Source organism: Myxococcota bacterium, from assembly GCA_035498015.1.
In the GTDB taxonomy this organism is placed as follows: Bacteria; Myxococcota_A; UBA9160; order SZUA-336; family SZUA-336; genus VGRW01.
Genome location: DATKAO010000128.1, coordinates 1 through 12,981, shown reverse-complemented (window position 1 = coordinate 12,981; position 12,981 = coordinate 1). Strand labels below are relative to the sequence as shown.

The window sequence follows — 12,981 nt, the reverse complement described above, 5'->3', positions numbered from 1 at the left end:
CCGGTCACTCGCCCCAATTCAGCAGGTCCTTCACGGTCTGCTGGTCGAACTTGTACTTGAACGAGATGAACGGGCCCTGCGCCGTCCAGTCCTGGCGCGAGAAGTCCGAGTCCTTGTAGCCGCTGAAGTTGTAGCCGGCCTGGACCCACATGTTCTTCATGACCACGTAGCCCAGCGACGCGCTGTACAGCTGGTTCACCGAGCCGTCGGAGTACGAGTGGCGCAGGCCGACGCGCGTGCCGATGTCGAAGCCGCCCCACAGGTCGCGCCGCAGCTCGACGCCCGCCACGTCGGTGTAGCCGGACAGGTTCTGGCTGTCGACGTTCTCGAGCAGATACTTGGCGCCGTACTGGAACGAGAGCTGCGTCGCGCGGTCGAGCTTCACGTTCAGGTTCACGTTGTTGATGATGCGGTTCGACATGCTGCCGAACACGTCGCCGTCGAGGCGCTCGCGGCGGAACTCGGTCGAGTCGAGCAGGATGAAGCGGCTGCCCACCGGGCGGTAGACCGCCGAGAAGCGCAGCCGGCCGAGTGACTGCACGCCGTACAGGGAAGACAGGCTCGAGCTGGTCGTGCTGGTGGTGGTGGAGTCGAACGACGTCGAGTAGGTCGGCGTGGCGCCCCCGCCGATCGGCGAGGCCGTGCCGCTCATGTCGAAGAACTCGGCGCGCAGAGCGATGCCCACGCCGTCGGCGAGCTGGCGGTACGCGCCCGCGGTGACGCCCCACTTGTCCTGCGCGCTGCCCTGGCGTGTCTCGATCTTCAGGTTCGCGGCCCAGAGCTTCTGCGAATAGGTGGTGCCGAGCGACACCGACGTGAAGTCGTCGCCGCCCGGGTCACCGGTCAGGCCGTTCGCCACCGGCTGCTTGTCGGCGAAGGGCGAGATCTCGCCCGCGGGCACGTCCTGCCCGTGCAACGTGATCGAGTTGTCGACCGCGAAGTCCACGCTCCACGCGTCGGTGAGCTGGAAGGTCTGCAAGGCGCCCAGCGTGGTGAACAGCCGGGTCGCGTCCTGCTCGGCCCGCTGGCCCAGCGCCGCGGTCATCTGGCTGCCCTGCCACGGGCTGGTCTTGAGCCCGACGCGCGTAGAGGTCACGCTGCGGTCGGAGGCGAGCGCGAGCTCTTCCTCGCCGAACACGGTGAGCTGCGGCAGGAGCTCGTAGTCGGCGCCGACCAGCAGCCGCGTCGGGAACTCGAGGCTGTCACTCCCGCCCAGCGAGAGCTCGGTGTCTCCGCGCAGCTTCAGGCGGTTGTCGAGGAACATGTAGCTCGCGCCGCCAAGCAGCTGTGGAGCGGTCGCGCTGGTGCCGTCGATCAGCTGGTCATGCGCCCAGCGGAAGCCGCCGTAGGCGCCGAGCGGACCGTCGTGGTGCTCGACGCGGCTCTCGAACACGTCGCGCGTCGCGGGTGAGTTCAGGTCGGTCTCGCGGAACGCCTGGCCGAGCAGGTTCCACTGCGGGTCGAACAGGTAGCGCGCGTCGAGCCCGTACTTGCGCGTGGCGGTCTCGCTCGCGGCCTGCTGGCCGACGCCGAAGCCCGACTGCTGCTCGCGGAAGTAGGCGCGCGTGTCGAGGCTCGCGTCGCGGCGGGTCAGCTCGGCGAGCCACGCGCCGCCCTGGCCGTCCTGGTTGGGGTCGAGCAGCGCCGAGTGAGTCGCCGCATATTCGCCGCGGAAGCGCGTCGAGGGGTCGAGGTCGACGCGCACGTCGCCGCCGTACAGGCTCGAGGTCCGGCCCTCGGTGCCCTCGTGGATCATGGTCGAGCCGACCTCGACCTTGTCGTCGAGCAGCTTCACCGCGCCGCGGCCGCCGCCGGAGAAACGCTGGTCGGTCGAATCGTCGGACTCGTACTCGACCACGATGAACAGCGGGTTGAAGCCTTCGCCGTGACTCGGGATGGGCTGCTTGAAGAAGATCGTGCCCATCTGGTAGTCGATGTTGTAGTCGACGTAGCGGGCCTGCGGCGCCGTGGTGAGCACCATCTCGGAGCGGAAGCGGTCGCGCGTCTCGATGCGCACCTTCTCGCTGTTCACCACGATCGAGCGGCGCGACAGCTGGTACAGGCCCGAGGTGCCGTCGCCGCGGATCTCGTCGCGCACGAACGCCTGGTTGGTGTCGGTGCCGAAGGCCGAGAAGCTGAAGTGATCGCTCTCGAACTCGCTGTGCAGGCCGTTCAGGCTGCGGTTGTAGCGTCCGAGCTCGGTGGCGGTGAGCCCGGTGGTGTAGTCGCCGAACAGCGCGAAGAACTGCTTGCGCTCGAGCTTGAGATACAGCGGCCGCTGGCTCGGGGCCTCGAAGCCCTGCGTGCTCGTGTCTCCGTACAGCGTGTAGTACTGGTTCGGGTCGATGCCGCCGTCGAGCGCCTTGCGGAACAGGTCGTCCGACTCGCTGTGCTCGCGCTGTGAGTCGTAGGAAGCCGTGAGCAGCCAGTCGCCCTTGATGCGGCCCTTGGCGAACAGGGCGGTGCCGTTGTCGAGCTGGAAGCCGTTGTCGGGCGCACCCGTGAAGCCTTCCATGTGGTCCGCCACGTCCTGGTGAGCGAGCGTGCCGCCGGTCAGGCCGACCACGATCCAGTCACGCGCCTGCGCCTCGAGCCACGGGTGCAGCTCCTTGTCGTGCCGGCCCGCGAGCATGAAGTGCAGCGTGGCCTTGCCCGAGACGGTGGTCGGCGCGAGCGGGATGCGCGCGATGCCGTCGGGGCCGATGCGGTAGGAGGGGCTCTCGGGCGCGAGGCCGGCCTGGCGGCGCAGCTCCTTCACGCTCGGGTCGAGCTTGGTCTCGTACGGCGGGTCGATCGTGAAGTTGCCGGTCGCGCCTTCGCGCACCGGCTTGTCGTCCTCGTCGGTGAAGCGCACCGCGATGATCGGCACGGTGCGGCCGTCGGCGGCGAGCACACACTGCTCGGGCACGAGCTCGGCCTGGAACGGCGGGCCCGAGTAGTGGATGAGACGCTCGATCTTGTCCACGACTTCGCCGTTCGCGTCGATCTCCATCGCCACGAAGGTGTTGTCGCCGTCCTTGAGATCGACGCCGCGCCAGCGTGACAGCGCGACGCTCTGCGCCTGGTTCTTGAACGTGCCCTCGTAGTTGAACTTCGAGACCTCCTCCCCGTTCTGCAGCAGGCGGATCGAGGTGCCCGGCACGTGCTTGATGGCGATGTGCACGCTCGCGATCGGCGGCGCGTAGCCTTCCTCGGGCGAGAGCCACTCGAAGCCCGGCGTCGCGGCCTCGATCCAGTCCTTGCCGTAGACCTGCGGCTTGGGCGGCTCCGGCTCGGGCGCGTTCGGCTCGTCCCAGACCTCGCCCTGGCGCAGGCCGAGTGTGTCGGCCGAGATCAGTCCGCTGCCCGCGCTCGAGTCACCGATCAGCTGGTTGGTCGCGACCGGCGTCTTCGAGGCCGGCTCGGCCGGGGTCTCGAACAGGATCACCGACTTGGTGTCGAGCGTCGCCGACTTGTCCGCGGTGACCTTGGCGTCGAGCGTCAGGTCGGCGGTCCACTCGGCGTTGGTCTCGTCGTCGAGCCGGAAGGTGAGTGCGTTCCCGTCGGCCTGCGGCTCGAGCGCGACGCCCTGGTTCTTGGCGCTGCCGGGCACGTACTCCACGCCGTCGGGCAACATGACCAGCGCGCGCGGGTTGCGCACCGGCACGCCCTGACCCGCGACCGCGAGCTGGTAGTGGATCACGTTGCCGTCGCGCTGGGCCTCGAGGCGCTGGTTGATGCCGCCGTGCTTCTGCGGGCGCGGCTGCACGCGGAAGTCGTTGCGCCACAGGGTGCCGCCCTGCAAGTCGACGAACTGCGAGAACGGCCGGCCGGCGAAGGCGTGACCCTCGGCGTCGGGGCAGGGCAGCGGCTCCACGTAGGCGGGCAGGCTGTCGAGGTCGAGCTGCACCACGTGAGTGCCGGGGCGCACGCCCTCGAAGTGATAGAAGCCGTTCTCGTCCGTGACCGAGTAAGTGCCGTCCTCGAGGAAGACGCGCGCGCCGATCATCGGCTCGCCGCCGAAGTCGGCCGTGTCGCACGCGCCCTTCGAGACCCGGCCCATGATGAAGGACTTGGTGCCCAGGAGCTCCTGCTGCACGCGCACCACGGCGAACGAGCTGGCCGTGCGCGAGCCGCCGATCTCCACGGCCGTGGCCTTGGTGCGGTTCGCGCCGACCTTGGCGCCGGTGACCACGGCCGCGGTGAAGCGGATGTGACTCACGATGGGCAGCGCCTCGACCGGGAGCGTCCAGGTCAGCGTGCGGCCGTCGCTCGAGATCACCGGGTCGGGCACCGACTTGTCGTCGATGTGCGAGCTGCCCTGGGTGTAGCGGAAGCCAGCGGGCAGGTTGATCACGACGGAGACGCCGCCGGGCGCGCTGGTGGCGCCGGGGTTGGTGACCTGCACGTCGTACTGCAGGTGGTCGCCGACCGAGACCACGTCGCGGCTGGCGCGGATCGAGATGAAGCCGGCGCCCGCGGCCGCGGTGTCGAGCGGCAGGTCGAGCAGGAAGCTCGGGCCCGCGATCGTGAACGCCACGCCGCGCGAGCCCGCTGCCAGCTGGAAGGGGCCGCCGGGCAGCGCGTTCAGCGTCGCGTCCGGAGTCACCGAGGGGAAGAAGAAGCCCGTCGGCGCAGTCACCACGATGTGGTAGGTGCCGGCCGGGACCACCGGGTAGCGATAGCCGCCCGGGCCGAAGTTGTAGGCGGTGCCGCCGCCGTCGGTGACCGGCGAGCCTGTGACCAGGGTCGCCGGGAAGCTGCTCACGCCGTCGTCGCCGCGGATGCCGGCGGCCGGCAGGCCCGTGGCGTCGTCGATCAGGATCACCTGCGCGCCGTTCACGGCGTGGCCGTTGGTGGCATCGAACACGCGGCTCACCGGATCGATCAGCGCCGACGCGGAGGAGGTGTCCGTGGCGTTGGTCGCGTCGACGTAGCTGGCAGTCACGTTCTGGCCCGCGGGCGCGGCCAGCACGCAGTTGTTGGCGGGCGCCGGCGGCGCGGAGGTCGGGATGTAGCCCACGAAGACGCCGGTGTTGATCCCGGTCTCCTGCAGCTCGAGCTGCTCGGCGTCACCCACCCCCGCGGCCGCCAGGTTCACGACCACGTTGTCGATCGCCGCCGGATTGGTGTTCCGGTTGGCGTCGTTCAGCCGCACGAACACGGGCTCGCCCGGGTGGTAGCTGGGCGTGGTCACCAGGTCGACCGCGCCGAGCGCGATGGCTCCGCCGCCATAGGCGTTGGGCGGCGGCAGCGGATTGAACGCTGATCCATTGAAACACTGGGTGGGCGTGACTGCGAACGTCGTCGCCCCCGGCGCTCCCGGCGCATAGCGCATGAACACGAGGCTCGAGGCCGTGCCGAACGCGGCGGTGGTGATCACGAGCGTGTTCGAAGGCCGAACGATGCCCGTGGTCGCTCCGACGTCGTAGGTGGCGGAGGCCGTATTCGGAATGGGCGTTCCCACCGGGGTCTGCGCGCCCGCGGCCCCCGACAGAGTCAGGGCTGCGAGCAGCAGGAACGCCAGCGCCTCGCGGAACCGGCTGCGACGGGTCATTCCCGCCGCAGCCGGTTCGTTGAGGCACAACGTGCGGACCACGCGGTCGCGGTCCGGTGAGCTCCCCGTCTCATCTGCGCGCGCGCAGAGCTCTCGCGTCGCACCGGCCAGGAGGCCGGCGCGCGAGCGGAGCATGCGCCGCCGCGCGGGAAGGGGGGGACTCACTGTGGGGGCTCGGTCAGTGACTCAGTTCACGGCTACCCGGAACTTGATCACCGACGACGTGTTGGGCGCGAGCGACGGTATGGTCACCGTCACCGTTCCCGCAGCGAACGAGCCATTGTCGCCGTCGGCGGCGTTCGTCTTCGCGACGCCGTCCACCTGGATGCCGTTGCCGGCGCCGTACGTTCCGGTCTGGAACGCCACGGTGGCGGGTAGCACGTCGGTCACGCTGATCGAGGTCGCCGCAACGGCCGAGGCCGCAGCGTTGGTCACCGTCACCGTGTACTCGACGATCGCACCCGGAATGTGCTTGGGGTTGGTGGTGTTGTTGATGGGGTCGCTGATGATCGCCTCGGACTTCACGACCGAGACGTTGGCGCCCTGCACGAAGTAGGCGCCCGTCCTGGAGAACGCGGCGTCGTTGGCGGCGTCGGTTGCACCCGCACCGTCCGCGAACACCGTCTGCACCGTCGCGGCCGTGTCGGCAACGCCGGAGTCGTTGGTGAGCGCGCCGCCACCGTTGGCGGTCGTCTCACGACCGGTCGCGGTCATCGTGACCGCCGCGATGCTCGCGTTGGCCTGGCCGCCCGGGATGGTGCCGACGATGAACACCGTGATCGACGCGTCGGCCGCCAGGGTATCGACCGTGGTCGCGGTATCGGTACCGGCCTGATACGTGCCGTTGCCGTTGCCGTCGACGAACACCGTCAGTGCGGTCGGATTGAAGTTGTCCGTTCCGCCGTACGGGTCGGTCGCGTTGTTCGCCGCTGCCAGCGTGAAGTTCAACGGCGCGTTGCTGGTATTGGTCAGGGTGAAGGGGATTGCGTTCCCCGCGGTGCCCGGAGTCACGTTCACGTACGTGACCGGGGCGGTGAGCGTCAGATCGACGCGCCGGTCGACCACGAAGTCGGCGGCGTTCGAGGTGATGGCCGGCTGGGCCACCGCGTTGACGCTGTAGTTGACGCTCGCCGTGTTGGAAATCGTGACTCCGGCAGCCGTTCCGGCCGCCTTCGTCACGTTCGCTGCGCCCACGACGAGCGCAGCGATGGCAAGCGTTCTTGCCATCCGTGTCTGCATGTGCCTCAACATTGACCTACTCCTTGCTGTATTACGGACTCAGCACTTGATGCGCGTGCTGCGCGCTTCCTCCTTTGGGGGGGAACTCTTTTGACTCACTCCACGCGCGCGCGGAACTCGACCGAGCGCGACTCACCGGGGGCGAGGGGTTTTTCGAAACGCCAACGGATGTGCGTCAGCTCCGAGGCCAGCGCGGCGCGGCTGGTGCCGTCCTTCGTCTTGACCACGAGCTTTTCCTTGGCCAGGAACGTCTTGCCGCCGTCCGTCGAGAACGTGACCTGGGCGCCGTCGCTGCTGGCGGAGCCATCGACGTAGTCCATGTGCTCCGGGATCGGGTCGGTCACGACCACGTCGGCCGCGGGCTTCGAGCCCTTGTTCTCGGCGCGCAGCGTGTAGATCACCGAGCCGCCCGGCGGGACCTTCTTGGCCGGCTGGCGCTGCACGGTCTCGTTGCCGTCGTCGCCCTTGATCTTGACTTCGACCTCGGCGGTGGCCTTGATCTCGACCCCCGTCGCCTCGGCGCCCGCGCGCGCGCCCCACGCGAACAGCGTGAGTGCGAGAGCGAGACTGACTGACTTGCGCATTGGTGTACCCTCCTAGTTGATCGTGACCGCGAAGCGGATCGTTTGCGGAACTGAGCCGCCGGCGACGGTGCCGAGTCGCACGGTGACTTGATTCGCCGTGGTGCCGCCGAAGTCGCCGGCGTCTGCGTCCGCGGCGTCGCTGAGCGCGCCGCCGTTGAGCAGGAGCGAGCTCCCGACGTAACTCGTGAACGGCGGCAGCGGGTCGGTCACGACCAGGTTCGCGACCGAGCCCGTGCCGGTGACCGAGACCTGCAGCGTGTAGGTGATTCTCGAGCCGGGCGCGGGCGTGGTGCCGCCGCCCAGGTCGAGCACGACCGCGGTCTTCACGATCGAGACCGCGAGGTCGCTGACCAGGAAGCCGCCCAGCACGGTCGACATGCCCGCGCCGGCGCCGATCACGGCGTCGGAGCCGGCGTCGCCGCCGCCGATCACGATCGTGCCCGCGCCGGTGCCGGTCTTCGACGTGGCGCGCACGATCACGTTGCCCACGTCGCCGTTCACCCGGCCCGCCGGGATGTCGAGCAGGGCGAACACCAGGCGCGAGCCGTCGGCGGCGATGGTCGGGTCGTTCACGCCCGGCTGGTAGAGCGCGTCGACGCCCGGCTCGTAGGCCGTCGACCCGTTGCTGTCGAGATACAGCCGCGCGTTGGTCGGGTCGAACTGGTCGCCGCCCTGCACCGGGTCGAGCAGCAGCGTGTACGAGTCAGTTCCGTTGCCGGTGTTGCTGATCAGGAACGTGAGCTGCCGGTTGGTGTCGGGGGAGAGGACACCGACCGGGCTCACGGTCTGCAGCGTGACGACCACGTTCACGAGCTCGTCCACCACGAACTGCGTGGTGCTGGAAGCGCTGAAGCTCGTTCCAGGCCCGACGGACCAATTCACCGTGGCGGTATTCGGGACCGGAGTGCCCGCAGGAGTGCCCAGGGCCCACGCGTGACTCGCAGTGAGCTGGAACACAAAGAGCCATGCGACGCGCGCAAGGCGACTCCGTGGATCGGCAAAGATCCTCGGCAACGAGCACTCCCCCGGGGGCAAACCCCCCGCACCTCAGTGTTTCGGTGGAACGCTCCGCCGGGTTGACGTAGTAAGGGGGTGCGCAGGGCGTGCGCGTGTTCGCGAGCCAGGCGCGCGAAGTCTCAGCGGTAGTTCGCCCTCGCAGGGGAGTCAGTCGCTTGGTTCCAGCCGAAGATGCACACGCCGGAAGCGGACATGCGCGTCGGGCCGTGCGACTCACTCGTCTGGCGGGGGTGTCTGCGGAACGTACGGTCAGGACCTTGGCGTGGCTGGCGTGCGAGTGCGCTGCCGACGCGCTGCTGGTGGCCGATCTGGCCGGCGCGCCGGCCGGTCTCTTGGGCGTCTTCCAGCGCCCCGGCCGGTCGGGCGAAGCGCACGAGCTGCGCGCGAGCTGCGGGGGCCGGTCGGCGCGCATCGGCCCGGGCTGCGTGCTCTTGTGCGCGCGCGCGGCCGATCCCGCCGCCTGGCTGGCGGAGCCGACGCCCGTGCAGTCGGGCCCGCGGCTCCTGAACCGCTGGGTGCGCGGCGTGCTCGCCGGGCTGACACCATTCGGTGTAAGAGCGAGCTACCCGGGCCGTGACTTCGTCGTCGGCGGCGGGCGCCGGATCGCACAGCTCGCGCTGGGACGCGACGCGCGCGGCGGCCTGCTCTTCCAGGCGGTGTGCGCGGCCGAGCGGACGGTGGCCGGCGGCGAGGCCGACCCGGCCTTTCCCGGCCTGCCGCCGCTGCCGCCCGCGGGCACGCTCGGGGTTCCGGCGGCAGCGCTCGCCGATGCGCTCGCGGCCGGGTTCGCGGCCCGCTTCGGCCTCGCGTTCGAGCCGCATCCGGCCGGTGAGGCCGAGCCGCCGGCCCTGGCAGACCCCGAGCTCGCGGGGCTCGCGAGCGCCGGACCGGTCGCCACGCCGATCGGCGAGCTCGAGGCCCACGTCTCTCTCGCCGCAGGCGGCTCGCTCGAGCGGGTGCGGCTGCGCGGCGACTTCATGGCGGCGCCCGGCGCGCTGCGCGCGCTCGAGGAGTCACTGGTCGGGCTCGAGCCCGGCGCGGCGCGCGTGCGCGAGCTCGCAGGGCGCTGGCTGGCAGCGCCCGACGCCAGCGTCGTGGGAGTCACCGACGCGCGCACGCTGGCCGAGGCGATCGCGCGCTCCGCGACTCACTCGGGGTCGGCGTCGTCGTAGTTGCGGTCGAGGCAGCGCCGCGCGCGCATCATGCACTGGCCGTCGATGCGCATGCCGACGTCGTCGCGGCCGGTGGCGACCACCTTGGTGACTCCCTCCTTGCCCAGCACGAAGTCGAGCTGGCAGAACGGCCCGCGCTCGGGGTCGATCGGGAAGCCCTGGGCGTCGCGCGGCCCGCGCGGGTCGATGCCCACCACCACCCCGCCCCCGGGCGAGAGGCGCGGCCGGCCGTCGGGCTTGACGGTCCAGCGGAAGGTCAGGAACTCCTCGCCGCCCTCCTGGTCGAACTCGGTCGGCACGCCGAGACACTGGCGCAGCTCGCTCTCGCTCTTGCCGATCAGCCCCGCGCGCGTCTCGTCGACGGCGCGGTCGTAACTGCCCAGGCAGCCGGCCAGGCCGGCGGCCAGCCACAGGGCCGGCAGCCGGCCCTTGGAAAGCGCCCGCGTCCGCAGCCTAGAATGCGCCATGCGCGACATCTACCGAATCCGTTATGACGGCGCGATCGACGCCGACGGCCACATCCTGGAGCCGCCCGACTTGTGGGAGCGCTATCTCGAGCCGCGTCATCGCGACCGCGCGCTGCGCATTCGCACCGACGAGGAGGGCCTCGAGTATCTCGAGATCGGCGGGCAGGCGTCGCTGCTGGCGCGCAAGGGCTTTCCCGGCACGCTCGGCGCCATGGGCAAGATGCACGTCGAAGACGTGCGGCCGTCGCCCGAGCGCACCTACCTGGCCGGCGCGCCGCACGGATCGATGGACATGCGCGAGCGCCTCGAGAGACTCGACGCCGAGAACCTCGAAGCCGCCGTGCTGTACCCCACGATCGGCATTCTGTGGGAAGCCGAGCTGCCCGACGCCGAGCTCTCGCTCGCCTACTGCCGGGCCTACAACCGCTGGATCGCCGACTTCTGCCGTGACTCGCAAGGCCGCCTCGTGCCGATTGCACACCTTTCGCTCGGCGACCCGAAGGGGGCCGCGCGCGAGCTCGAGCGCGCGGTGCGCGATGGCTGTCGGGGTGCATTCGTCGTGCCGTTCACCTGGAGCCGGCTGCCGCACGGCCACTCCGACCACGACCCGGTCTTCGCCGCGGCGCAGGACCTGGGCGTGCCGCTCGCGATCCACCCGTCGTTCGAGCCGCCCGCGATCGCGCCCACGCGTTTCACCTTGCAGCGAAAGACCCGGCTGCTGGCGAGCGTGACCGCCGCCGACGGCGTGCGCCATGCCTTCACGACGCTGTTCGACTTCGGCGTCTTCGACCGCTTCCCGCGCTTGAACGTGGTGGTGCTCGAGAGCGGCGCCGGCTGGATCGGCTACTGGCTCGATCGCCTCGACGCGGTGTACGAGGCGACGTTCATCGGCGAGCGCGTGCCGCTGGCCGAGAAGCCCAGTCACTACTTCAAGACCCGCTGCTTCATCTCGGCCGACCCCGACGAACGGACCATCCCCGCGCTGGTGGACCGCCTGGGCGCGGACCGCTTCTTCTGGGCCAGTGACTTCCCGCACGCCGACCACACCGCCAGCTACGCGCGCGAGGTCGAGGAGCTGGCCGGGCTGTTGAAGCCACCCGACCGGGAGCGCTTCCTGGGCGACAACGCGCGAGACTTGTACCGGATCGCGCTGCCCTGAGTCAGAATCCGAGCTGGAGCTTCGCCGCCTCGCTCATCATCGACGGGTTCCAGGGCGGCTCCCAGGTGAGGTCGACGTCGGCGTGCGCCACTCCGGGCACCGCGCGCACCTTCTGCTCGACCTCGGGCGGGAGTGACTCGGCCACGGGACACATGGGCGAGGTCAGGGTCATGCGGATCTTCACGTGGTTCTCGTCGTCCACGTCGATCCCGTAGACCAGGCCGAGCTCGTAGATGTTGACCGGGATCTCCGGATCGAACACGGTGCGCAGCACCTCGATCACGGCTTCGCGGATGGCGGCTGGATCACTCATCAGGAGTCACTCCGTCGACACCGGCTCGGCCGAGCCGGAGAGCGCCGCTTCCAGCGTGTGCCACGCCAGGCTCGCGCACTTCACGCGCATGGGGAACTCGCGCACGCCCGCGAGCGCGGCCAGCTTGCCCAGGCCCGCGAGGTCGGGCTCGCCGCCGGCGGGCGCGGTCACCACGTGGTGGAAGCGCTCGAACAGGTCGTGCGCCTCGGCGGTGGTGTGGCCCTTCACGGCCTCGGTGAGCAGCGATGCCGAGGCGGTCGAGATCGCGCAGCCCTTGCCGGCGAAGCGCGCGTCGCGCACCCGGTCGCCCTCGACGTCGAGCATGAGCACGAGCTGGTCACCGCACAGCGGGTTGTAGCCGGTGGCGCGGTGCGTGGGGTGCTCGAGCGCGCCGAAGTTCCGCGGGTGCTTCGTGTGGTCGAGAATCACTTCCTGGTAGAGGTCGCGCAGGTCACTCATGCGCCGAAGATCTCCAGCACCCGGCGCACGCCGTGGACGAGCTGGTCGACGTCGGCGCGGGTGTTGTGCACGGCGAAGCTCGCGCGCGCGGTGGCCGGGACGTCGAAGCGCTCCATGACCGGCTGCGCACAGTGGTGACCCGCGCGCACGGCCACGCCCTCGCCGTCGAGGATCGTGCCCACGTCGTGCGCGTGCACGTCGCCCACCACGAAGGACACCAGCCCCGCCCTCTGCTTGGCCGTGCCGATCAGGCGCACGCCCGGGACTTCGCACAGTCGCTCGCTCGCGTACTGCACGAGGTCCGACTCGTGCGCGTGCACGGCTTCGAGGTCGAGCGCGCGCAGCCAGCCGATCGCCGCGTGCAGGCCCACGGCACCCGCGATGTCGGGGGTGCCGGCCTCGAAGCGCTCCGGCACGCGCGCGTACTCGGTCTTCGCGAAAGTGACCGACTTGATCATCGAGCCGCCGCCCTGCCACGGCTCCATGGCGTCGAGCAGCTCGAGCCGGCCAAAGAGCGCTCCGATGCCCGTCGGCGCGTACATCTTGTGACCCGAGAAGGCGTAGAAGTCGCAGCCCAGCGCGCGCACGTCGACCGGCAGGTGCGGCACGCCCTGCGCGCCGTCGACCACCACGACCGCACCGGCCCGCTTGGCCGCCGCAGTGAGTCGCGCGACCGGCAGCACGGTGCCGAGCGCGTTCGACACGTGCGCGAGCGCGACCAGACGCGTGCGCGGACCGAGCCGGCGCTCGAACTCCTCGACGATCACGTCGCCACGGTCGTCGATCGGGGCCACGACCAGCGACGCGCCCGTCTGGCCGCACACCATCTGCCAGGGCACCAGGTTCGAGTGGTGCTCGAGCTCGGTGATCAGCACCTCGTCGCCGGGCCGCAGGCGCGGGCGCGCCCAGGCCTGGGACACGAGGTTGATGCCCTCGGTCGTACCGCGCACGAAGATCAGCTCGCGCGCAGAGGCCGCGCCCAGGAACCCGCGCACCGACTCGCGCGCGGCCTCGTAAGCGGCCGTGGCCTCCTCG

At 70.3% G+C, this 12,981-nt stretch carries 10 protein-coding genes; 2 read left to right on the top strand and 8 right to left on the bottom strand.

All coding sequences use genetic code 11. The features are described from left to right. Positions 1-4 precede the first annotated feature (4 nt). The 4 genes from VMR86_11430 to VMR86_11415 all read right to left on the bottom strand — a co-directional run bounded on the left by VMR86_11430 (position 5) and on the right by VMR86_11415 (position 8,241). On the bottom strand, positions 5-5,536 hold the full coding sequence (locus VMR86_11430; GenBank protein ID HTO07651.1) for a hypothetical protein: 5,532 nt from the start codon (positions 5,534-5,536) through the stop codon (positions 5-7). Positions 5,537-5,722: 186 nt separating this feature from the next. After that, positions 5,723-6,775 carry a hypothetical protein gene (locus VMR86_11425; GenBank protein HTO07650.1) on the bottom strand — a complete coding sequence of 351 codons (1,053 nt, stop codon included), beginning with the start codon at positions 6,773-6,775 and terminating at the stop codon, positions 5,723-5,725. A gap of 95 nt (positions 6,776-6,870) precedes the next feature. Next, a complete protein-coding gene (locus VMR86_11420; GenBank protein HTO07649.1) occupies positions 6,871-7,359 on the bottom strand; it encodes a hypothetical protein in 489 nt (162 codons plus the stop codon). A 12-nt stretch (positions 7,360-7,371) separates the two neighbouring features. After that, positions 7,372-8,241 carry a hypothetical protein gene (locus tag VMR86_11415; GenBank protein ID HTO07648.1) on the bottom strand — a complete coding sequence of 290 codons (870 nt, stop codon included), beginning with the start codon at positions 8,239-8,241 and terminating at the stop codon, positions 7,372-7,374. Positions 8,242-8,633: 392 nt separating this feature from the next. Here VMR86_11415 and VMR86_11410 point away from each other — a divergent pair, with 392 nt between their 5' ends. Then, positions 8,634-9,548 (top strand): hypothetical protein, encoded by a 915-nt coding sequence (locus tag VMR86_11410; protein HTO07647.1) that lies wholly within the window; start codon positions 8,634-8,636, stop codon positions 9,546-9,548. Here the strand turns inward: VMR86_11410 and VMR86_11405 are convergent. Continuing rightward, positions 9,524-10,015 (bottom strand): hypothetical protein, encoded by a 492-nt coding sequence (locus VMR86_11405; protein HTO07646.1) that lies wholly within the window; start codon positions 10,013-10,015, stop codon positions 9,524-9,526. The genes VMR86_11410 and VMR86_11405 overlap by 25 nt on opposite strands. On the opposite strand from VMR86_11405, the gene VMR86_11400 reads away from it, so the two are divergent. Continuing rightward, complete coding sequence (locus tag VMR86_11400) at positions 10,014-11,174, top strand: amidohydrolase family protein (GenBank protein ID HTO07645.1); 1,161 nt, start codon at positions 10,014-10,016, stop codon at positions 11,172-11,174. The two genes, VMR86_11405 and VMR86_11400, sit on opposite strands and share 2 nt — an antisense overlap. Position 11,175: 1 nt before the next feature. On the opposite strand, the gene VMR86_11395 is transcribed toward VMR86_11400, so the two are convergent. From VMR86_11395 to VMR86_11385, 3 genes are all read right to left on the bottom strand, one after another. Continuing rightward, on the bottom strand, positions 11,176-11,487 hold the full coding sequence (locus tag VMR86_11395; protein HTO07644.1) for an SUF system Fe-S cluster assembly protein: 312 nt from the start codon (positions 11,485-11,487) through the stop codon (positions 11,176-11,178). A gap of 6 nt (positions 11,488-11,493) precedes the next feature. Beyond that, the gene (locus VMR86_11390; GenBank protein ID HTO07643.1) at positions 11,494-11,946 is read right to left on the bottom strand and encodes an SUF system NifU family Fe-S cluster assembly protein; all 453 of its coding nucleotides are present in this window, start codon (positions 11,944-11,946) and stop codon (positions 11,494-11,496) included. Then, positions 11,943-12,981 (bottom strand): cysteine desulfurase (locus tag VMR86_11385; protein ID HTO07642.1); only part of this gene is annotated, 1,039 nt, incomplete at its 5' end. The genes VMR86_11385 and VMR86_11390, both read right to left, overlap by 4 nt.

Bases quoted from the DNA above. Each gene is read 5' to 3' on its own strand.
- VMR86_11430 (HTO07651.1), bottom strand. From the start codon at position 5,536: ATGACCCGTCGCAGCCGGTTCCGCGAGGCGCTGGCGTTCCTGCTGCTC.
- VMR86_11425 (HTO07650.1), bottom strand. From the start codon at position 6,775: ATGCAGACACGGATGGCAAGAACGCTTGCCATCGCTGCGCTCGTCGTG.
- VMR86_11420 (HTO07649.1), bottom strand. From the start codon at position 7,359: ATGCGCAAGTCAGTCAGTCTCGCTCTCGCACTCACGCTGTTCGCGTGG.
- VMR86_11400 (HTO07645.1), top strand. From the start codon at position 10,014: ATGCGCGACATCTACCGAATCCGTTATGACGGCGCGATCGACGCCGAC.
- VMR86_11405 (HTO07646.1), bottom strand. From the start codon at position 10,015: ATGGCGCATTCTAGGCTGCGGACGCGGGCGCTTTCCAAGGGCCGGCTG.
- VMR86_11395 (HTO07644.1), bottom strand. From the start codon at position 11,487: ATGAGTGATCCAGCCGCCATCCGCGAAGCCGTGATCGAGGTGCTGCGC.
- VMR86_11390 (HTO07643.1), bottom strand. From the start codon at position 11,946: ATGAGTGACCTGCGCGACCTCTACCAGGAAGTGATTCTCGACCACACG.